General features: G+C 41.5%; 20 protein-coding genes and 1 pseudogene. 11 read left to right on the top strand and 10 right to left on the bottom strand.

The genetic code is table 11. The annotated features are described in order from the left end of the window. Positions 1 to 83: 83 nt before the first annotated feature. The 5 genes and pseudogenes from G4P69_RS29105 to G4P69_RS29085 all read right to left on the bottom strand — a co-directional run bounded on the left by G4P69_RS29105 (position 84) and on the right by G4P69_RS29085 (position 4,912). Positions 84 to 1,127: a VOC family protein gene (locus tag G4P69_RS29105; RefSeq protein WP_243902171.1), complete on the bottom strand. Its 1,044-nt coding sequence runs from the start codon at positions 1,125 to 1,127 to the stop codon at positions 84 to 86. After that, complete coding sequence (gene hpsU / locus G4P69_RS29100; protein ID WP_208339541.1) at positions 1,087 to 1,692, bottom strand: hormogonium polysaccharide biosynthesis acetyltransferase HpsU; 606 nt, start codon at positions 1,690 to 1,692, stop codon at positions 1,087 to 1,089. The genes G4P69_RS29105 and hpsU overlap by 41 nt, the downstream gene beginning before the upstream one ends. An 89-nt stretch (positions 1,693 to 1,781) precedes the next feature. Next, positions 1,782 to 2,726, bottom strand: a complete 945-nt coding sequence (locus G4P69_RS29095; protein WP_208352918.1) for a glycosyltransferase family 2 protein — start codon at positions 2,724 to 2,726, stop codon at positions 1,782 to 1,784. Between the two features lie 138 nt (positions 2,727 to 2,864). Beyond that, positions 2,865 to 3,803, bottom strand: a complete 939-nt coding sequence (locus G4P69_RS29090) for a glycosyltransferase family 2 protein (protein ID WP_208339537.1) — start codon at positions 3,801 to 3,803, stop codon at positions 2,865 to 2,867. A gap of 320 nt (positions 3,804 to 4,123) precedes the next feature. Next, a pseudogene (locus tag G4P69_RS29085) lies at positions 4,124 to 4,912 on the bottom strand (hypothetical protein). Between the two features lie 663 nt (positions 4,913 to 5,575). Here G4P69_RS29085 and cobU point away from each other — a divergent pair. Together cobU and G4P69_RS29075 are read left to right on the top strand one after the other, a co-directional pair. Next, entirely contained in the window at positions 5,576 to 6,142 is a 567-nt protein-coding gene (cobU, locus tag G4P69_RS29080) for a bifunctional adenosylcobinamide kinase/adenosylcobinamide-phosphate guanylyltransferase (protein WP_208339525.1), read from the top strand. Positions 6,143 to 6,315: 173 nt separating this feature from the next. Further along, complete coding sequence (locus tag G4P69_RS29075; RefSeq protein WP_208339524.1) at positions 6,316 to 6,753, top strand: hypothetical protein; 438 nt, start codon at positions 6,316 to 6,318, stop codon at positions 6,751 to 6,753. Positions 6,754 to 7,070: 317 nt separating this feature from the next. Here the strand turns inward: G4P69_RS29075 and G4P69_RS29070 are convergent, their stop codons facing one another. Continuing rightward, the gene (locus G4P69_RS29070) at positions 7,071 to 7,976 is read right to left on the bottom strand and encodes a helix-turn-helix domain-containing protein (protein WP_208339523.1); all 906 of its coding nucleotides are present in this window, start codon (positions 7,974 to 7,976) and stop codon (positions 7,071 to 7,073) included. Positions 7,977 to 8,054: 78 nt separating this feature from the next. Here G4P69_RS29070 and G4P69_RS29065 point away from each other — a divergent pair, with 78 nt between their 5' ends. Further along, a complete protein-coding gene (locus G4P69_RS29065; RefSeq protein ID WP_208339522.1) occupies positions 8,055 to 8,453 on the top strand; it encodes a thiol-disulfide oxidoreductase DCC family protein in 399 nt (132 codons plus the stop codon). Here G4P69_RS29065 and G4P69_RS29060 read toward each other — a convergent pair. Then, positions 8,450 to 8,878, bottom strand: a complete 429-nt coding sequence (locus G4P69_RS29060) for a hypothetical protein (RefSeq protein ID WP_208339521.1) — start codon at positions 8,876 to 8,878, stop codon at positions 8,450 to 8,452. The genes G4P69_RS29065 and G4P69_RS29060 overlap by 4 nt on opposite strands. A gap of 307 nt (positions 8,879 to 9,185) precedes the next feature. Here G4P69_RS29060 and psbQ point away from each other — a divergent pair, with 307 nt between their 5' ends. The 4 genes from psbQ to hemJ all read left to right on the top strand — a co-directional run bounded on the left by psbQ (position 9,186) and on the right by hemJ (position 12,512). After that, a complete protein-coding gene (gene psbQ, locus G4P69_RS29055) occupies positions 9,186 to 9,638 on the top strand; it encodes a photosystem II protein PsbQ (protein ID WP_208339520.1) in 453 nt (150 codons plus the stop codon). A 109-nt stretch (positions 9,639 to 9,747) separates the two neighbouring features. Beyond that, on the top strand, positions 9,748 to 10,890 hold the full coding sequence (locus G4P69_RS29050; protein WP_208339519.1) for an NAD(P)/FAD-dependent oxidoreductase: 1,143 nt from the start codon (positions 9,748 to 9,750) through the stop codon (positions 10,888 to 10,890). A 161-nt stretch (positions 10,891 to 11,051) separates the two neighbouring features. Next, the gene (locus G4P69_RS29045) at positions 11,052 to 11,894 is read left to right on the top strand and encodes an alpha/beta fold hydrolase (protein ID WP_208339518.1); all 843 of its coding nucleotides are present in this window, start codon (positions 11,052 to 11,054) and stop codon (positions 11,892 to 11,894) included. Between the two features lie 54 nt (positions 11,895 to 11,948). Further along, positions 11,949 to 12,512, top strand: a complete 564-nt coding sequence (hemJ, locus tag G4P69_RS29040; RefSeq protein WP_208339517.1) for a protoporphyrinogen oxidase HemJ — start codon at positions 11,949 to 11,951, stop codon at positions 12,510 to 12,512. Positions 12,513 to 12,752: 240 nt separating this feature from the next. On the opposite strand, the gene G4P69_RS29035 is transcribed toward hemJ, so the two are convergent. Together G4P69_RS29035 and der are read right to left on the bottom strand one after the other, a co-directional pair. Next, positions 12,753 to 13,697, bottom strand: a complete 945-nt coding sequence (locus G4P69_RS29035; protein WP_208339516.1) for an energy-coupling factor transporter transmembrane component T family protein — start codon at positions 13,695 to 13,697, stop codon at positions 12,753 to 12,755. 43 nt (positions 13,698 to 13,740) lie between these two features. After that, complete coding sequence (gene der, locus G4P69_RS29030; RefSeq protein ID WP_208339515.1) at positions 13,741 to 15,102, bottom strand: ribosome biogenesis GTPase Der; 1,362 nt, start codon at positions 15,100 to 15,102, stop codon at positions 13,741 to 13,743. Between the two features lie 189 nt (positions 15,103 to 15,291). On the opposite strand from der, the gene G4P69_RS29025 reads away from it, so the two are divergent. Beyond that, complete coding sequence (locus G4P69_RS29025; RefSeq protein ID WP_208339514.1) at positions 15,292 to 15,504, top strand: hypothetical protein; 213 nt, start codon at positions 15,292 to 15,294, stop codon at positions 15,502 to 15,504. A 396-nt stretch (positions 15,505 to 15,900) separates the two neighbouring features. After that, positions 15,901 to 16,146: a hypothetical protein gene (locus G4P69_RS29020; RefSeq protein WP_208339513.1), complete on the top strand. Its 246-nt coding sequence runs from the start codon at positions 15,901 to 15,903 to the stop codon at positions 16,144 to 16,146. Between the two features lie 35 nt (positions 16,147 to 16,181). Here the strand turns inward: G4P69_RS29020 and G4P69_RS29015 are convergent, their stop codons facing one another. Next, positions 16,182 to 16,616 carry a helix-turn-helix domain-containing protein gene (locus tag G4P69_RS29015; protein ID WP_208339512.1) on the bottom strand — a complete coding sequence of 145 codons (435 nt, stop codon included), beginning with the start codon at positions 16,614 to 16,616 and terminating at the stop codon, positions 16,182 to 16,184. Between the two features lie 417 nt (positions 16,617 to 17,033). On the opposite strand from G4P69_RS29015, the gene G4P69_RS29010 reads away from it, so the two are divergent. Together G4P69_RS29010 and G4P69_RS29005 are read left to right on the top strand one after the other, a co-directional pair. Then, entirely contained in the window at positions 17,034 to 17,471 is a 438-nt protein-coding gene (locus G4P69_RS29010) for a hypothetical protein (RefSeq protein WP_208339511.1), read from the top strand. A gap of 102 nt (positions 17,472 to 17,573) precedes the next feature. Further along, a partial coding sequence (locus G4P69_RS29005; protein ID WP_208352914.1) for a tetratricopeptide repeat protein occupies positions 17,574 to 19,481 on the top strand: 1,908 nt, incomplete at its 3' end.

The raw sequence follows: 19,481 nt of genomic DNA, 5'->3' as shown, positions 1-19,481 counted from the left end.
ACCATTCAAAATCTCTGAAAAGCCTACGCTGTATTCCTAACAGAATTTTGAATGAGCGAATGAGTGAATTCCGCCTTGCGGTACTAGTCGATTGCATGCAGTGTCCAAAAGTATCCGTCGGGTGAAACAAAGGAAAAACTTGGCTCGTCAAACTCGTTGTTAACGATGTTTGTAAATTTTTGTACAGGACTGGCTGTTATTTGATCCCGCTTGCTATTGATATCTTTGACTCGGTAAGTGTACAAACACATCCCCAAACTACCAGGTTGCGCTGCTTCAAACCGCGAATTCAATTCCACGGAACTGGGAAATCGAATAATGTAAAGTCTACCAGAACGTGCAGCCAATAGATCAGTCTGGGAAGAACGGGGATCATCAAAAGCAGTTACAAAAAACTTTTCTCCTGGTTGAAGATCAAAAATCTCTCTACCTGCTAGTGATGATTCATAACTGGTTTCAACATCATCACGTACACGCAATAAACCCAAAACTTCATCATAAAACTTCAAGGTTTCCTTACTATCATCCTGAATAACCATGCCCATGTGAGTGAATTGGCTAGTTTTGAAAGCAGAACTTTCATTGATGATTCCGTAATGTGGCAGAGAATAACCATACCTTTGAAAAAGAACCTGGCGAGTTAAAGGTTGCACCATGAGCATTTCTCTCACTCCTACTGGTGCTTCTGTGAAAGGGCGACTTTTCCGGTGCTTATTGTAAATAACTTCCCAGTGAGGGTTGGTGTACCTAATAGCCCAATTAGCTGCCTTTGCTTCTTCTACATGATTTAGGATGTTTAGTATGTCAGTCGTTAAGGTTGTTGCCCAACGATTACCCTTCACTTTCATTGATGTCATCCCTAAACCTTCATTAGTAGGGTTTTCCCAAACCATGAGACGAATCAAGCCGTGATCCGCACTTTGGTGATCAAGGCGAATCGAGCGTAAAGACGAATCTACTCCATACAATTGCTTCGCGACAGATGCGGTTAACTCACCAACTTGACCAATGCGATAACCAAAATTCTCCCAATATTGAATAGCACAAATTGGGTCATTGACACCAATGCATACCTCATAAATGCCCTCAATTGTAGTTTGTTGCTCTATACTGCCCATCTTTTTCATCCTCTACCCCTCTTTTTCTAGGGTAGCGTGGATGACAAGGCGTTCCCCAAGCAACTTGCCCAGCAGGTATGTTACTAAAAACACTGCTACGAGCGCCTATGACGGCATTAGATTCAATTTTTACTCCCAGCCCAATAAAGCAATCCGCTGCAATCCATACGCCGTTACCAATGGTAATACTTGCTGTTTTTAAACCAAAAGCTGGGTCATTCATGTTATGACTACCAGTACAAAGATAGCTCTTTTGGGAGATTACACAGTGTTCTCCGATATTAATTTTATCAAGGCTGTATAAAACTACATCATCTCCAATCCAGCTATAATCTCCAATAGAGATTTTCCAAGGATAGGAAAAGCGGGCGGTTGGTCGAATTAAAACTCCTTTACCAACTTGAGCACCAAACAAACGCAGCAAAAAGCAACGTACGCTATTCAATGGATGAGGGCTGAGAGGGAAGGCGATCGCTTGTACAAACCACCATAACAAAATATACCAACCAGGACGCCCCCTATCAAACCAGGATTGGTCATATTTACGTAAATCTACAAACGAGTCATTGGTCATTATTCATTCTTGACAAGAGCGACAATAGAAAGTAAATCCCCATAACATCTGTTGGGCGATTTCACAAAAAGGCCTTATTTCTCAGGAGTTCAGTTATTATAAGTTGCTGTTTGTCTAACTTCCTCAGTGAGGGAGGACTGTGTAGCAGTTGATGTCATGTTAGTGTTTAGCTGACCACCACAGTAGCGTAATTCGTACAGTTTCACTCCTATTTGATACTCGTATTGACTTAAAAGGCGTGCATAGATGTATCCAGCTTTTCCATCTAAAAAACCACGCTGAATAATATAAAACAAAATAAAACGTAAAAATGGTTTAAATGGTAGACGTACCCACACTTTTTTTAAAAAGCGTTTCCGTTGTACTGCATCACCGAAGAGATTTGCACCTATAGTTCCGCTTTCATCTTTATTAAGAAGTAAATTAAGATACACACGAGCTTCCCAGTTAGAATAACGGTTGTGACGTTCTATCCAATGGTAAAGGTTGCGAAAGTCCTCGTGAATCATATCGTTTTTAAGATATCCAGCCTTCCCTGCTAACACAACATGTTCGTGGACTTCATTATCACCAGTATTAGGAATATCTTCAGTATGGAGGTTTTCGTAGCGACCTGCTGTATGCTTAAATAAGCGCATGTTCCAATCAGGATATCTACCACCGTAGCGAAGCCAGTGACCTAAGAAAAATACCCGACGGTTCAAGTAGTAACCACTGTATTCTGGATTTTGGATTGCAGATGCAATTTCTTCCCACAGTTCAGGAGTAATTCGCTCATCGCAATCGACAATCAGTATCCATTCATTACGGAAAGGAATGTTGTCTAAAGACCAATTTTTCTTTTTTGGCCATCGTCCATTAAAGTGGAACTGTACATCATTAGCGCCGCAGCTTTTCGCTATTTCAACGCTTTTATCGTTACTTTGAGAATCAACGACAAATATTTCATCTGCCCTTTGGACACTGGCAAGGCAGGCTGGTAAATTCACTTCCTCATTTTTTGCTGGAATAATTACGGAAACTGGAACTTTCATATCTTTTCGGAGGTTATGGGGCATGGGGCATGGGGGATTGGGGATTGGGGATTGGGTACTGGGGATTGGGTACTGGGGATTGGGGATTGGGGATTGGGGATTGGGGATCTACTCACTCCTCTGCTCCCCTGCTCCCTACTAAGAGCTACCTCTTCCCTTCTTTGATAAAAGACCCTGAATAGCTGCATTTAAGTATCCAATTTGACCGTAGGCATAGACTAATTTGTCAAAACGTTCTGCTGGATCTGAAAAATACTGCAATGCTTTGTATAAGCCACGTAGAAACCTTTCGCTACCTAGCTGGAGTTGACCTATACCCGCTTTCCCGGCAAGTTGTTCTCTATAACACTCACTGATACCCTGCCACCATCCTCGATTAATAAACCATGAACGTTTGAGACGTTCTGGGGAAACATTGTGAGCAACTAAGGCGTTAGGAAGATAAGCGACTTGCCAACCTTTTTGAAGGGCAAGTTCAGTCATCTGCAGTTCTTCGTTTGATAATAATTTTTTGCCTATTCGACCAAGGTGAGTATCAAAACCTCCTATTTCTGTTAAAAAGCTGCGGCGGAGCGAGTAATTTAATCCTCTAGGGGTTAAACCCGGATTTTCTATAAAAATTATACTTTCTCCTAAATCATATGCACCTAAGTTAACAGCTAATCCTTTTGATAACCACCGTGGAGGTTCGATATTATCAGGCCATAACAGGGTAACTTTACCACCTGCGATCGCCAGATTAGAGTTATTTTGATAAGCAGAATACAACGCTTGCAGCCAATGAGAGCTAGCAACAGCATCGTCATCTAGGTACGCCAGAATTTCCCCACAAGCTACTTTAGCTCCAGTGTTACGTGCAACCGATAAGCCAATGGTAGGCTCAAACACATACTTGAGCAGGGGGTTTTGGGTTCTTTGTTCTACGACACTGCGAGTTTGATCAATCGATCCATTATCCACTACCACAACTTCAAAACCATCAGCAAAATCCTGAGCCAAAAGGCTATCTATAGCAGCGCCTAAATAGGTATCTCGATTGTGAGTACAGATAATGGCAGAAATTTTTGTGCTTGGCATAGAAGTGATTGAGGATTCTGATTTACTTGTTAGTGCAGGAGTAACGATTGGAAGTCACTGGGTTATCCTCCCTCATTAGGGTATAACCTTGTGAGGTTCGCTTCTTGAAACAGAAATTCCTCAACGCAGTCTCCCCGCGTTGAGGAAATTTCAAAGTTTCCTCTGTTGTACCAACTACTGACACTACCGCGCTTTCTAAATATGGGATATTCAGCAGCAATATGCTTGGGCTTGTATCCAATGAGAGGATCTGGTTCTTACGGTAATGTAGAACAAAAATTTTAAGTCTCCAACCGAGTATATTCGGAATTGATCCGATCTCAGACTTCGGCGATATGGGTGTGTAAAACTACAAGACTTTCAGCTAGTTGAGTTAGGCGGGTTTCTAGGTATTGTTTACGTCCTAAAAGTTGGCGTAGTTTTTGGTAACGAGCGATCGCCATACTAACGCTTGCTACTTGATCTGGAGGACAGGGACGTGACCAAACTTCCCCAGCGGCATTTAACCCACACAGACGATACCCAGCACGGGGAGCTTGATAGGCTATTTTTTTACCATTCGCACAAATTTCTTCTACATAGTCTATCAGATGCTCAACTTCTCCATGGCGAAGCGTTGCAGTTGCTGCTGCTTTTGGCTCTGGTTCCTTTTCATGAGACTCTAGCCAACCGTTGACAATCGGTCCTTCTATATAAAGATCTTGAATTTTGATGATGATTTTTTGCAGTTCTACCTGCCAACACAACGCTTTATCTTGAATCTCTTGCAAAAGATTCATCGCCAATGCTGGATTTGCTGCGTTACGATGGCTCGTAAAACTGGGAGCTTTGAATTGTGGTAAGATGGGAGTCTTGCCTGCGATTTATTGTGCTGGAAAAGTCTGGACAGAAGAATTATGAGGCAGTAAATTCTGTTGGTGTAATGGTGTAAATAGTTCCTCTTCAGATGGCAAAATATCATCCACGGCTGTGTAGCCTTCTTTTGCTCCTACGCTGATTCTGAAGGAGAAAGAGCGCTTTGGGGAACTACTTTGTTCATCGTTGGAACTTATGTCACGAGTTTCCAAATCATGTATAGTTGCCTCAATACGTTTTAAGCTTGCTTTCATAGGAAATCTCGAAAGTTTACTATGCCTTTTGGTGTTTCTTTTAGCGTTTAGGCTAAAATCCGCTATCAGTATGTGTATCAGAAGTCAGCACTCAGAATTCAGGAGTCAGAATGATTATTGGGTTAAAACCTTATCTACTCGTTTCCCAGACAGGGGTTGAAAATGAGTGTTAAAACATCATCCCTTTATGGGCGGTGTATTCTGACTTCTGACTCCTGTCTCCTGACTTCTTCTTTAGGACGCTCATCCAAGTGAGCTTTGTTGCTTAGACAAGTCAGCTCTTTAGGAACGAAACTTGCCGATGCAGGTTAACCGATTTGAGTAGTGTGTTTCTCTGAAAGTTGCCTGTGCCCCCTTGCACGAGCGCTACGGGAAACCTCTCCCACTAGAGTTGGATTTTCTTGCGGTATGTCGTCCTTGACTGGACTACCGTTCACCTTTCTATGGTGAGGGGGTATGGATTATCTTGGAGTTATATATAACTTCAACATAACCCCTGGACAAAGTATAAGATGTAGATTTTCTCAGTAGTTGCATTAACGATTTTGGTGGTAATTTACTCTATTAAAAGTTATATGGGAAGAAATCCCATCCGTGACATTACAAATTATGGTGAAAGATTGCAACCCCTACTAATAATATTAAGATACTTGGGAAACAACTGTGAGTAAACTCACCTTGGTAATAGGTCCAGCTCGGTCTGGTAAAAGTGAATGGGCAGAAACTCTAGCGATGCAGTCGCACAAAAAGGTTGTTTATGTGGCAACCGGGACTCTTGTGCCTGCAGATCCAGAGTGGCTTCTGCGCATCCAACAACACCAAAAACGGCGTTCCCAAGACTGGGTAACATTGGAGGTCCCTTATGAATTATCTACTACATTGGCTGATGCCAAGCCAAATACCTGTCTTTTGGTAGATTCTTTGGGGACTTGGGTGACTAATTTTTTAGAACAAGACGATATTAGCTGGCAAGATACTGTTCAAGATTTTTTGGAAACAGTACAACTAGTTGCGGCGGATATGATTTTTGTGGCAGAGGAAACCGGTTGGGGAGTTGTACCAGCTTATCCTATAGGAAGGAAGTTCCGCGATCGCCTAGGTTCCCTGGTACGCCATTTAGGTTCTATCTGCCAGGACGTTTACTTGGTTACTGGTGGTCACGTTTTGAATCTGAGTTTGCTTGGCGCCCCTTTACCAGTGAAGGAAGATGAACAAGGGGTTAGGGGGTAGGCAGTAGGAGCAGGGGGAGCAGGGGAAGCAGGGGGAGCAGGGGAAGCAGGGGCAGAGAAAAACTTATAAATTGATATGCTTGTAAATCCCAGTACCCAATCCCCAATCCCCAATCCCCAATCCCCAGTCCCCTAATTTTTATTTATGCTGTATATATAATTTCAAATAAGCTTATGGCATCACAACAAGAAGTAAAGCAATACTTGGCTTACTGGTTCCAACTAGGAAAGAAGGTTGTGGTTGGCAACGGTGCAGCCACTATGCAGCCTAAACAGGTGATTCAAGGCGATCGCTATAGTGAGGAATTTGAAGAGATTTGGCAAAAAATTATTTCTAATGGAGCTAGGGATTGTTATTTACAAGGTACGCAAGAAACTATTGCCGAATTGCTCACACCTGCATGGGAGATGAATATTTGCTGTCGTTGTTCTTTGCCAATCCCTGTTTATAGTATAGGTATGCCTTCTGAGTTATGTCCTTGTAATGATCTATCTAACTGGCCTAATACAGAATTACCACAACCTAGATCGCCAATTAATACTCAAGAGCAATTGAGAGAGATTCATGCTCGCTTGTTACAACAAAATGCACTTACCCCACCCTCGTCTTAAGTTCAAGGGCGAGGTTTTGATAAAAAAAGGGTCTAAAGAGAGTTTGTACCTTTCCCCCTAAACCCTACGAAGTTATTCTTGTGATCTAGACGCAACGCCTGCGTAATTGATATCTGCTCTTATATTTTAGTACAAAAGTACTATAAAAGCAATACATGAGAAATGCCGAGGTTTGGTAGCCTTAAGGTAAGCTGATGCGCAGCTAAATTTTATAAGGCGAAAATGTAAAATTATTGTAGTGCGGGCATCTTGCCCGCGTCCTGTATAAAAACTAAATGTGTAACGGCTTACTATTACTCTTTGAGCTACCAATTTCGCTAAATTTTGGCATGTTTCCTGTAAGCGTTAGGAGTTGTGCCTAAAAGTTTGCGAAATACGTTTGTGAAATGGCTCTGATTTTGAAAACCTACTTGCTGGCAAATTTGGTCGATTGCTTCCTCTGTTCGAATCAATAGCCTTTTTGCCTTCTCAATTCGACAATTTAGAACGTATTGGTGAGGAGAAAAGCCTGTGGACTGTTTGAACAAACGAGAGAAATGATACATACTCATTCCAACAACTGCGGAAAGCTCATTTAATGTTAAATCCTTTTCTAGATTTTCATTAATATACTCAGTTGCTTGTCTTAGCTTGTGTTGAGGGAGCCCCTGAGAGTGTCTAGAAATTGATGCAAAGGATGTAGAGTAATGTCTCAATAAGTGTATACACAGAGTAGTCGCTAATGATTCGATATAAATATGACCACCCTTAATACCAGATTCTAATTCTGATTTAAGTGCTAATCCAATATGGTGAATCAGGGGAGCCTGCGAAGCAAAGTGTGGTATAATCTCAAATCGCTGTAAGTCTATTGATTCAGAAAGAGTACGGCTAAATAGATCTCTTTCTAGACTTAGGAGTAAAAATTCTCCTTCCGACTCCCAGCTTGCTTTGTGATAACTTGTTGCAGGAATCACAATAACATCACCATAAGTCATTTGTTCGCTTTGAGTACGTCCGTCTAACATCCGCTCTGCTTTGATTACTCCTGGATGGAGACAAATAGCTATAATATGTTGTGGAGAGGTATGTTCTGGTGTTTCATGAGGGGGGTGTCGATAATAATCTAGGCGAATACCATCCCAATTGGTTCTGTGGCTTGAAATTAAGGGCGATCGCTCAAAAATCCCTGAACAAGCATCTTCTTGAGTAAAATCAATTGTTAAAACTTTTTTCTCTGGCATCACTTTTATCCCAGAACTATCGCTGTTAAGCTTCTCAAAAAGCATTAAAAAAGTATACAAATAATAACATACGCTCTCATGAATTACTATGTTATCTACGACGGCAACTGTAATCTCTGCGTTACAGGCGTGCAAATCTTGGAAACTTTAGACCAAGGAAAGCTATTTCGCTATATTTCGATGCAAGATGAGGAGCAACTTTCCAATTGGCAAATCACACCGCAAGATTGCGAGTTAGGTATGATTTTAATTGATGCAGATGCTCCTGAAAAACGCTGGCAGGGTAGTGCAGCTATTGAGGAAATTGGACGATTATTACCTTTAGGGAGCCTATTCGTGGAAACATATCGTGCCTTACCAGGAGTCAAACAAGTAGGCGATAAACTGTATGAACAAATCCGCGATAATCGTTATACTCTATTTGGCAAACGTTCTAGCACCTATAAATCAAGTTATTGTGCTGACTGCAAAAGTTAAGCACTCGGTTTGTTGAACACCTCCAAACTCTGTCTGCAAAATTTTTTTAGCTTTTCCCCTATTTCTGGTGAAGGCTGAACAGCACCAACAAAGCTCCAGTTTTCCACAGTAGAAAGTCGCCATTGCTCACCCAGATGATTAAACCCAGCAATTTCTACACCTATTGCGCGATGTATATTGTTTAACGGATCTTGATAAAAACGGATTTGAATCAAAATACTGCGACTTTGCCAAGATTTGCTAATACCAGGAAAGTGAAACCCAATATCTATAGAGTCGGGATCAACTAAATCCCTAGTTTCTGGATCATTTTTCCAGGGTTTCAAGTCTGATCTAGCATCAGGAAACTCGAATTTGAACAGATTAACTACATTAGCAATCTTGCTAGCGAATTCAAGATTTGTTGCCATCTCAGCTGCGTTCACGAAAAAACTCCTATGTTATCGACGAGAGAAAAACCTCCAGAAGGATGATTGTGTGGCGTTTAGTCTAAAATTGGTATAAACTTAGATGCCGCATAGTAGTGGTTATTTGCTATTTTCATAAACTGACAATTAGTATCTTAAGTAATTGTACTTAATTTTTTTTGAAAAAATCTCAAAGGTGCTTTTTCGCAGAAAATTTAAGTACGAAGGAAGGATTTTAGCGAAAATTAGTTTCTGAACAGAACGAGAAATTACACTCTTCGTTCTAAAATGACACTGTTAATCAGTAGACGAATAAGCTGAGTTTATGAAGCGTCAACGCTCTCTTTTGTCATTAATTCTAGTCATCGTGGCTACATTCTTAATTAGTTGTGGTAGCCCAACTGTTGCGACAGCACCGCCAACCTACACACCGGCGCAACTGGAAAAAATTCAGGAGTACGTGCCTGATATTCAATCTGTGCGCGATCGCGCACAGGAACTACAAAAGCTCATCGAAAACAAACAGTGGGTAAAGGTAGGCAATTTTATCCATGGACCGATGGCAGAAGCAAGGTTAAATATGACTTATATTGCTGCCAATCTTCTGCCTCAAGATCAAAAAATAGCACGTCAGCTGGGACGGAGTTTATTTGACCACCTAGTTAAAATCGATCAAGCAGCTACTACGGGCAACTCTCTAGGTGCCTTAAATAACTACCAAGGTGCGTATACAGATATTGATAAATTCCTACAACTGCTTCCAAAAACCAATAGTTAGTAGGTCATAGTTGTTAGATAACCACGTTCAAAAACGTGAAACTAACAGCATATATATGGTTAGTTGTAGAAATTATCCCTAACAACTAACCACCAAAAACAAACGAGCCATGAATGTAGTTATTATCGGTTGCGGTGTGGTTGGAGCCGCGATCGCCTATGAACTTAGCCAAGTCAAAGATCTGAAAGTGACAGTTTTTGACAAACAACCACCCTCCAGTTACTTATCACAAACATCTACAAAAGCAGCGCTAGGCGTTTTAATGGGCGTCATTAGCCAAAAAATCAAGGGTAAGGCTTGGCGCTTACGACAGACTAGCATCGAACGCTATGAAGCTTGGATACCAGAACTTGAAGCCCTTACAAATCAAACCATCCCTTTTAATCGCCAAGGAATTCTCAGTCTTTGTTTTGAAGGAGAAGATTTAACAGAATGGCAAAAATTAGCGGAAATTCGCCATTCTCAAGGTTTCCCCTTAGAAATATGGGACACAGCTAAGCTTCAAAAAACATGTCCCCAGATACGTAACGAGAAAATCATTGGTGCTGTGTATTCACCACGCGATCGCCAAGTTGATCCAACAGCCTTAACACTCGCTCTAGTCGATGCTGCAAGACACTATGGTGTTGAGTTCAAATTCGGTGTTGATGTATTACCTCTTGCTTGCCAGCGCGGCGACGATGAACATTTTTGTTCAGAAGTTGAGACAACACAAGGAAAAATTACAGGTGATTGGTTTGTCGTCTCCGCTGGGCTAGGCTCCAACCTCCTAACATCACAATTAAAACAGATAGTTGACGTTCGCCCTGTACTTGGACAAGCTTTACAAGTCTCATTAGAAAATTCTTTAGGGAATCCTGACTTTCAGCCAGCCATTACTGGTAATGATGTTCACATAGTCCCTGTGGGGAGTAGAGATTACTGGGTGGGTGCAACAGTTGAGTTTCCTATTAACACTCAGGAGATACAACCCAATCAAGAAATGCTAGATTCTGTCAAACAACAAGCAATTAGCTTTTGCCCAGATTTAGCTAAAGCAACAACTATCCGTAGTTGGTCAGGATTACGTCCCCGCCCTGAAGGACGCCCAGCACCTATAATAGAGAAATTGCAAGGATTTAGTAATGTTCTCCTGGCGACGGGACACTATCGTAACGGAGTTTTACTAGCACCCGCTACAGCTGTCGCAATTCATGAGATGATTATTTCCAATGATTCCAAACGACAAACTACTACCGCTTTGCGGAATTAAAAATTCAAAATTCCAAAAGCTTATGACATAGCCTTTTCAGGAATTTTGACCGGCATTTTTATTTCCGCGCTAGCTGTATTATTTGTTCACCCTAGCGAGGGACAGTTTGACGCTAATAACTGTCCCCGCTTTTTTGCCTTTGCATGAGGCTTTTGATTCAAATGTCAATAACACAAAATAAAATTAAAGTCGGGGCACTCGAATGGTTTTACCGTGAGAGTTTACCTATAGGAAATACTGATTTACTACCCGTGGTATTGCTGCATGGGTTACCGTCACAGAGTTACAGTTGGCGAAATATTATACCCGCTTTAGCAGAACAAGGAACAAGAGCGATCGCACCGGATTGGCTCGGTTATGGCTTCTCAGCAAAACCAGAAAAAAGAGATTTTGCTTACACGCCTGATGCATTTATCACAGGATTAGAAGGATTTATAAAAACCTTAGAACTAGAACGTTTTTCCTTAGTTGTTCAAGGGTTCTTAGGTTCTGTAGGACTACAGTACGCCTTACGTCACCCAGAACGAATTGCTAACATAGTTATACTTAATACACCAATTTCAACTACAGCAAACGTACCCTGGAAAATCCAGCAAATGGGTTTACCATTGGCTGGTGAAATGATTACCCAAGACCCCCTACTAGTTGATCGTACCTTAGAAGGTGGTAGCCGATACCGTATAGCTGATGAGGATTTGGATGTTTACCGCAAACCATTTTTAACAACTTCTGCTGCTGGAAGAGGTTTGTTAGCCACTATTCGTAATCTACAATTAAAGTCAGCCATGGCAGAAATTGAATCTGGCTTTAAACAATGGCAAAAGCCAATTTTGGTTTTATGGGGGATGATTGATCCTTGGCTAAGCGTAGATATGGCGCAAAGCTTTGTCAACTCCGTACCCCAGGGAGAGTTAATTAAACTTAACAACGTTGGGCATTACCCTCAAGAACATTATCATGAAACAATTCTTGAAGACCTTTTGCCCTTCGTCCGTGTTAGTTAATAGCACTAGGGGTGTGCGTCAAATTACCGAAAAACTATAGATAGGTTACGATTTATGGCTTATTCCTGGTATAAAGCGTTTCACATTATCGGCATAGTCGTTTGGTTTGCTGGCTTATTTTACTTGGTACGTCTTTTTATCTATCACGTTGAAGCAAACCAAGAACCAGAACCAGCACGTACGATACTGAAGAACCAGTATCAAATAATGGAAAAACGCCTCTACAACATCATTACAACTCCAGGAATGCTGGTGACGGTAGCAATGGCGATCGGGTTACTGACGACAGAACCAGACGTTCTTAAAGAAGGTTGGCTGCACGTTAAACTCCTGTTTGTTGTCCTTTTGCTTGGTTATCATCATTACTGCAGTCGTTTGATGAAAAAGCTAGCAGCAGACGAATGTCGCTGGACTAGTCAGCAGTTACGTGCTTTGAATGAAGCTCCTACTGTAATGCTAGTGGTAATCGTGTTGCTAGCTGTGTTCAAGAATAATCTACCCACTGATATCACAGCTTGGGTTATCGTTGCTCTGGTTATTGCTATGGCTGCTAGCATTCAGCTTTACGCCAGAAAGCGTAGACTGGATAAGGAAAAGCAAATGGGGCAAGGGGCATAGGGCAAGGGGCATTGGGCATTGGGCATTGGGCATTGGGTTGAATGCTCGTGTTACCCAACGAAATATAAAGGGACGCGATACTGCTCGCTCAAGCTAAAAACTCAAATTGAAGGTAGAAGGTAGGTTGGGTTGAGGGACGAAACCCAACATTGACTGGGATTTGTTGGGTTTCGCTATCGCTCTACCCAACCTACGATACTATGCCCCATGCCCCTTGCCCATTGCCCTACGGCAATTGCCCTACGGCAATTGAGTCCCTATTGCTAGACGAATTCCCCAAAATAATATTAAAATTCCTATAGCAAAGGCGTCGCGTCTAGTTAGACGTAATTCATGCCATTGTACTCGATGTTCATTAGGGCTAGTAAATCCCCGCACCACCATTGCATTAGCCATTTGCTCGGCTCTTAAGAGCAGATTTTCCAAAAGTCGCTCTGCTACAATTAACCATACTTTAACTGTTCCTTTAAATCCCAGTTTTTTCCAATTAATTGCTCTTGTCATAACAGAGCGAATTAGATTTTGGAACTCTTCTAAAACTAAAGGAATAAACCGTAAAGACAAAGTTAACATTAAAGTTATTTCAGTGACAGGTACCTTTAGTTTCTTGAGGGGTTGCATTAAGTCTTCCATACCAGCTGTAATTTCTTCTGGTGCTGTTGTAAGCAAATACAGATTCGTGCTGTAAATTACAGTAAATAAAATCGTACTTAAGCTTACCCCTAAATCAAAAGATCGCCGAGTTACTGTGAATGGTCCCTGGCTAAATAGGATATATTTGTAGCTTTTAGCACTTTTAGGTTGAGCAATATGCGATTCTTTATGGTCTTTTTTATCAGCGGAGACTCCAGAGAATACCTGCTGCGCACTCTCAGTACTAGGTAGGCGTGGTTGATAATTTATTCCATATCCATCAGGACTAATAGCAGCAATTAACAACACAAAAAAGCACAATATTAATAGCCAGCCCATCTGTTGCTGCCAAACCCGTCTAGGAATCCTGGCTATTAACGTAATAGTGATTAATAGTATCACCAGCAAGACACGCCACAAGTTGTTTGCCAAGATGTAGGTTGTCAGAAAGCTCATTAGCCAAACAACTTTAACTCGCGGATCAAGTTTGTGTAACCAAGTTTGTGGCTGTTCTAGGTAAAGCCCAAGTGGTAGCGATCGCAGTAAATCCATAAAAATTAAAAATCCTGAATATAATTATCAACATTTTTAATCTTTAAACACGGGTTGCGCGATTGAGATTGCTACTTTCGACTTCCCTAACTTTTTTGCTCCGCCATAGTAAACGAATTGGAGTACCCTTAAACCCTAGTTGTTGACGGAACTGACGTTCTATGTAGCGGCGGTAATTGTCGTTGAAGCGTGTTGCATCGTTGACAAACAAAGCAATTGTAGGTGGTTGAGTGCTGACTTGGGTACCATAGTAAATCTTACCCTGACGCCCACTGCGTGAGACTTGGGGTGAATGCCAGAGTACAGCTTCTGCCAATACATCGTTAATTACTGAAGTGCTGACACGGCGTTTGTGTGCTTCGTATGCAGTGTTGACCAACTCTAAAATCTTTTCTACCCGTTGTCCAGTTAATGCACTGACAAAGATAGTTTCTGCCCATTCTGTAAAATGTAACCTTCCTTGCAGATGTTTTTCGTAGTCGTAGATCGTGTAAGAGTCCTTTTCTACAGCATCCCATTTATTAACCACAAGGATGCAAGCTCGTCCTTCTTCAATAATCCTTCCAGCTAATTTTTGGTCTTGTTCAGTAACACCATCAACAGCATCTATTACTAGTAAGACTACATCTGCTCGACGAATTGCTTTGAAAGCGCGGTTGATACTAAAGAATTCGGTACCATATTCTACGTTTTTCTTTTTTCTAATTCCTGCTGTATCAATTAAGCGGTAAGCTTGACCATCGCGTTCAACCACGGTATCAATAGCATCACGGGTTGTACCAGAAATTGGGCTGACTATTGCCCTTTGTTCCCCCACAAAAGCATTTAATAAACTCGATTTCCCTACATTTGGGCGTCCCACAATTGCCACTTTAATTTCATTGGTTTCTGGAACGTCTTGTACAGATGGGATATGAGTGATTAGCTCATCGAGTAGCTCTCCTGTACCACTACCATGAATAGCAGAGATTGGGAAAGGTTCACCTAATCCAAGTTCCCAAAATTCGGCGGCTTGAATTGAACCTTGTTCTGGTGATTCACATTTATTTACAGCCAGCAAAACTGGTACAGGTTGTTGACGTAACCACTCAGCGATTTCTTGATCTGCTGGTATTAGTCCAGTTTGACCATCCACCAGAAAAATAGCAGCACTCGCTTCTGCTAGTGCTGCCATTGCTTGTTGACGAATCAGGGGTAAAAATTCTGTGTCGTCATTGAAGACTAAACCACCAGTATCCACAACCACAAACTCGCGATCGCCCCAATAAGAGGGTAAGTATGTGCGATCGCGTGTCACTCCAGGCTCATCATGAACAATAGCAGACTGCTGACCAGCTAAGCGATTGACAAACGTTGACTTGCCCACATTCGGGCGACCAATAATAGCAACAATAGGAAGTCTCATATGTTCTCATCAAAAATAGACCAATCTCTTATTATAGCAAGTGCAGACTGGACTTTACTATATGGGGTAATAATAAACAAGCCATTAACCGTGCCAGTCTTTTGGAGACGAGCACAATTTTGATAAAATTGCCAAACACTCACACACGGTAAGGCCAATCTTACCACAAATCATTAGGGCGTATTTCTTATGATTGCTCAACATCACGACTTAACAGGTGTTGAAGACAACTTAATTCGACAAATTTTAATTAAAGAAAATCAGCTAAGAATCGCGCAAGAAGCGGGAATGCTCCAGGTTGCTGAAGAATTACACAAGCAACTATCAAGCTTAAATAGTCAATTAGCTGACTTGCAAGAGCGAGAATTTGAAGTCTGGATGACCTTGCTAGAAGATGATTAGACCACTTGTTTTTAAGGGGTTAGAAAAATCACCCATTGTTCGTAGTTGCGCTTTAGCGCACTTAAAGTACAACTAAAAAACTTTATACCAATTAAAAAAATGCGCCAGATAACCGTGTGTACCCGTGTAAGGGCGAATGCCATTCGCCCTTACAGATCATGTGTCGTAAACATTTTTTGAAACGGTATCTTTTTCGTTGATTTACTGGATCAATGTGATCTTTTGAGCATCTTTATGGAACAGGGTGCTGAAACTATTAATTTCTCGTAATTGTGGTCAATAGTTTTCTGCGTGCAGCCTAAGCGAGTTTAAGATCAAAAATACAACATTTTATACCATTATACTTTCTGCTTTACAATCAAGATAGAACAGAATTGACTGGAGGATATTGACTGTATGTCCAAGCCTAAACTGAATGACGAAGAAATTACCCGACGTGGCAAAGAACTCTATGAAAATAGTATTCGTCCTCAAGTCGAAGCCCCAGAAAATATCGGGAAAATTATCTCGATTAATGTTGAAACAGGGGAATATGAGATAGGTGATGATTTACTTGTAACAAGCCTGCAGTTAAGAGCGAAACAAGCTGATGCAGCACTTTGGTCTGAAAGAATAGGTTCTCATGCTGTCTATGCTGTTTAGAGGTTTATAGTGCCAACTCTTCACTCACGCGAGGACTAGTATAAACCGGTTTCCTGCATAATCTCTACCATCTCGCGAAGTGATTGGCGACACTGAGTATCTTTTTTTTCCTTATAATCCATTAAGTCTTTTACTTTGATCCTGCGATGAGTCCCCGTTTTTGTATGAGGAATTTCATTATTATCCAACAGTTTTACAAGATGGGGGCGGGAAACATTGAGAATATCCGCTGCTTGTTGAGTAGATATTTCGGCACTATTTGGTGAAATAGTTACTGTTGCTTGACCTTGTTCCAGTATTGGTACGATTTCTAGCAAAACTTTAAACACATCATCCGAAATAGGTATTTGTGTCCCGTCTGCGCTAACTAGTTGGTGTGTAACTTTTTCGTAATTTTGCTTTGATTGTCTTTTTCGATCACCAAAAGGTTTTGCTGGAGTGTCAATAGTCACTAGCAAATTCTTGGGCATATTGTTATACCTAAATCAAATAACTTGTCCCTGCAATAATCATGGGACTCTGAAAAGCTGGTTAGTGTGGTTCGTACACAATTATATTAGTACAACAAAACAAATGCAATAATCGAAATAAACAAAATATTCGAAACGGCTAGGAAATAAAGGGTATATTCCTAATCTAAGCCAAGGATATGCTGTTGCGCGTTACACAGGTATATGGAACACGGGCAAGATGCCCGCACTACAATAATTTTACGTTCTCACTATGATAGTGTATAGATACACACGAGCTTAGCTTGGATTCAGAGGCTTCTTGGTAGGTACTGACTGGCTGTTGAAAATCAAGAGTTTTTTAGTTTGACTCCGAAATTGAGAATACAACTCATGTGGTGTACAAGTAAATAAAATCCCACCAGCTAGAGATACTATATGGAACCACTTACCGCTAGTGCGATCGCAATCGGCTCTGTAGTCGCCACCAAAGCGCTAGAAAAAACAGGCGAAAAGGTAGGCGAAGCTTTATGGGATAAAACTCATCAGTTTATCGTCAAGCTAAACAAACACTCTCCCAATACTGTAGTTGCTATAGAGAAAGTCCCAGAGCAAGCACTTGATTATGGCAAAGCTGTACTAGAAGTAGAATCTGCGGCTAAGGCTAATCCTGAACTAGCTCAAGCTGCACAAGAATTAGCAACAGCAGCTAAAGCCGAACCAAATCCTAAGTTTATTCAATCGATAGAACAACAAGCCGATAATTTGAAGTCTCAGCCACAACAGCCAAGTGTCATTAATTATCAAAAGTTGGCAGATGAAATAAAAAACGTCTTTCAAGGAAATACATTTAACGCCCCAGTTACATTTAACTGACTACAGTCGTCCGAGGAGGCGCGGACAAAGTTAAGCCTGACAAAATATAATATCCCTTATCGTGGTTCTGTCCATTTTGTCGGGCGAGAACAAGAATTGGCAATGCTGCATCAAGAGTTGCACCGTGGGGGTTGTATCGCTATTGCTGGGATGGGAGGTGTAGGCAAAACTGAATTAGCCACCCAATACGCCAGACGATATCAACAAGATTATGCTGGAATTGCTTGGTTCAATGCTAGGATAACTAGTATCGCTGCTGAAGTTTTGCAGTTTTTCGTCAAATTCGGTTTTGAGATTCCTCAAGAACAAGGAGGAAAACTATTAAGCCTTAAAGAACAAGTTGCTTGGTGTTGGTCGCAATATCCTGAAGCTAGGTTGCCCATTTTAATTATCTTCGATGACATAACCAACTTAGGCGAGCTGCGAGAAGTTTTTCCCACCGATGACCGCTTTCTAGTTTTGATCACTACTCGACTGGAAAATTTAGACCCTAGTTATATTCAAAAAATTCCCTTAGATGTTCTCTCGCCACAAAAAGAACCAGGAAAAGCAGTACAACTGTTAAAAGGATTGTTAGGGAAAACAGACAGGCGAGTTGATAAGCAACCAGATTCCGCAGCAGCAATCTGTGAATGTCTGGGATATTTGCCTTTGGGAATACAGTTAGTGGGAGGCTATTTAGTACGCGATCCGGATATATCTTTAGATATCATGTTTGGGCGATTGCGCGATCGCAAATTAGCAGAAGAATCCTTACAAAATCGGGAAACGCTCAACTCAACTCAACTAGGAGTTAAAGCCGCTTTTGATTTAACTTGGGAAGAACTTGAGCCACTCGCCCAACAATTGGGAATATTTTTGAGTTTATTTGCTCCTCAATTGATTCTTTGGGATTTAGTGATTTCGGTAGCAACAGCAAGTCCATTCATTGAGGAAACAGAAACAGAAACACCCCAAACAGAAAACCTCCCTGCAAGCGAGGAAGAAAGCAGAAGCTCAGCTTTGATAGGGTGGAGTTCTGACGAATTAAACGCAGCTAAAAAGCAACTCTACGGTAGTAACTTGCTGCAACAAGTAGAAGAAAGGGAAGGATATTATAAAATTCATGCCTTAGTGCGCTGGTTCTTGCAAGCAGAGTTAGCTGAGACCGATCCAATAAAATCAGTTTTAGAAAAAACTTTCGCTACTGCTATGATAGCTAGTGCTAAAAGCCTCCCCGATTCACCCACTTCAAAGGATATTGAAAGCGTCAGGGATGTTATTCCTCATCTCGAAGACTTGGGAAAACGGTTAATTGCAGAGATTCAGCAAGCAACACAAGAACAGATAATTTCTCCAGTATCAGTACCCAACGACCAAATAATTTGGGTATTTGTGGGGGTGGGAAGATTTTACTCTGGACAAGGACTATATCAATTAGCAGAATCTTGGTATGAGGAATGCGTTAAAGTTTACCAAGCTTTGTTTGCTGGCGACCATCCGGATGTGGCTACTAGCTTGAGCAATTTAGCTTTACTCTACAATAGCCAAGGAAGGTACAGCGAAGCGGAACCGCTTTTTATTGATGCTTTGGCGATGACAAAGTGCCTGTTTGCTGGCGACCATCCCTATGTAGCTAATAGGTTGAACAATTTAGCAGGACTCTACTATAGCCAAGGAAGGTACAACGAAGCGGAACCGCTTTTTATTGAAGCTTTGGCGATGACAAAGTGCCTGTTTGCTGGCGACCATCCCTATGTGGCTTATAGCTTGAACAATTTAGCAGGAATCTACGATAGCCAAGGAAGGTACAACGAAGCGGAACCGCTTTATATTGAAGCTTTGGCGATGACAAAGCGCCTGTTTGCTGGCGACCATCCCTATGCAGCTACTAGCTTGAACAATTTAGCATTACTCTACAATAGCCAAGGAAGGTACACCGAAGCGGAACCACTTTTTATTGAAGCTTTGGCGATGAGAAAGCGCCTGTTTGCTGGCGACCATCCCGATGTAGGTACTAGCTTGAGCAGT

This window comes from Aetokthonos hydrillicola CCALA 1050 (assembly GCF_017591665.1).
GTDB lineage: Bacteria > Cyanobacteriota > Cyanobacteriia > Cyanobacteriales > Nostocaceae > Aetokthonos > Aetokthonos hydrillicola.
The sequence above is the reverse complement of the archived record's forward strand: the minus strand, read 5'-3'. Positions and strand labels throughout refer to the sequence as shown.

Bases quoted from the DNA above. Each gene is read 5' to 3' on its own strand.
- G4P69_RS29105 (WP_243902171.1), bottom strand. From the start codon at position 1,127: ATGAAAAAGATGGGCAGTATAGAGCAACAAACTACAATTGAGGGCATT.
- hpsU (WP_208339541.1), bottom strand. From the start codon at position 1,692: ATGACCAATGACTCGTTTGTAGATTTACGTAAATATGACCAATCCTGG.
- G4P69_RS29095 (WP_208352918.1), bottom strand. From the start codon at position 2,726: ATGAAAGTTCCAGTTTCCGTAATTATTCCAGCAAAAAATGAGGAAGTG.
- G4P69_RS29090 (WP_208339537.1), bottom strand. From the start codon at position 3,803: ATGCCAAGCACAAAAATTTCTGCCATTATCTGTACTCACAATCGAGAT.
- G4P69_RS29075 (WP_208339524.1), top strand. From the start codon at position 6,316: ATGGCATCACAACAAGAAGTAAAGCAATACTTGGCTTACTGGTTCCAA.
- G4P69_RS29070 (WP_208339523.1), bottom strand. From the start codon at position 7,976: ATGCCAGAGAAAAAAGTTTTAACAATTGATTTTACTCAAGAAGATGCT.
- G4P69_RS29065 (WP_208339522.1), top strand. From the start codon at position 8,055: ATGAATTACTATGTTATCTACGACGGCAACTGTAATCTCTGCGTTACA.
- psbQ (WP_208339520.1), top strand. From the start codon at position 9,186: ATGAAGCGTCAACGCTCTCTTTTGTCATTAATTCTAGTCATCGTGGCT.
- G4P69_RS29050 (WP_208339519.1), top strand. From the start codon at position 9,748: ATGAATGTAGTTATTATCGGTTGCGGTGTGGTTGGAGCCGCGATCGCC.
- G4P69_RS29045 (WP_208339518.1), top strand. From the start codon at position 11,052: ATGTCAATAACACAAAATAAAATTAAAGTCGGGGCACTCGAATGGTTT.
- hemJ (WP_208339517.1), top strand. From the start codon at position 11,949: ATGGCTTATTCCTGGTATAAAGCGTTTCACATTATCGGCATAGTCGTT.
- G4P69_RS29035 (WP_208339516.1), bottom strand. From the start codon at position 13,697: ATGGATTTACTGCGATCGCTACCACTTGGGCTTTACCTAGAACAGCCA.
- der (WP_208339515.1), bottom strand. From the start codon at position 15,102: ATGAGACTTCCTATTGTTGCTATTATTGGTCGCCCGAATGTGGGCAAG.
- G4P69_RS29025 (WP_208339514.1), top strand. From the start codon at position 15,292: ATGATTGCTCAACATCACGACTTAACAGGTGTTGAAGACAACTTAATT.
- G4P69_RS29020 (WP_208339513.1), top strand. From the start codon at position 15,901: ATGTCCAAGCCTAAACTGAATGACGAAGAAATTACCCGACGTGGCAAA.
- G4P69_RS29015 (WP_208339512.1), bottom strand. From the start codon at position 16,616: ATGCCCAAGAATTTGCTAGTGACTATTGACACTCCAGCAAAACCTTTT.
- G4P69_RS29010 (WP_208339511.1), top strand. From the start codon at position 17,034: ATGGAACCACTTACCGCTAGTGCGATCGCAATCGGCTCTGTAGTCGCC.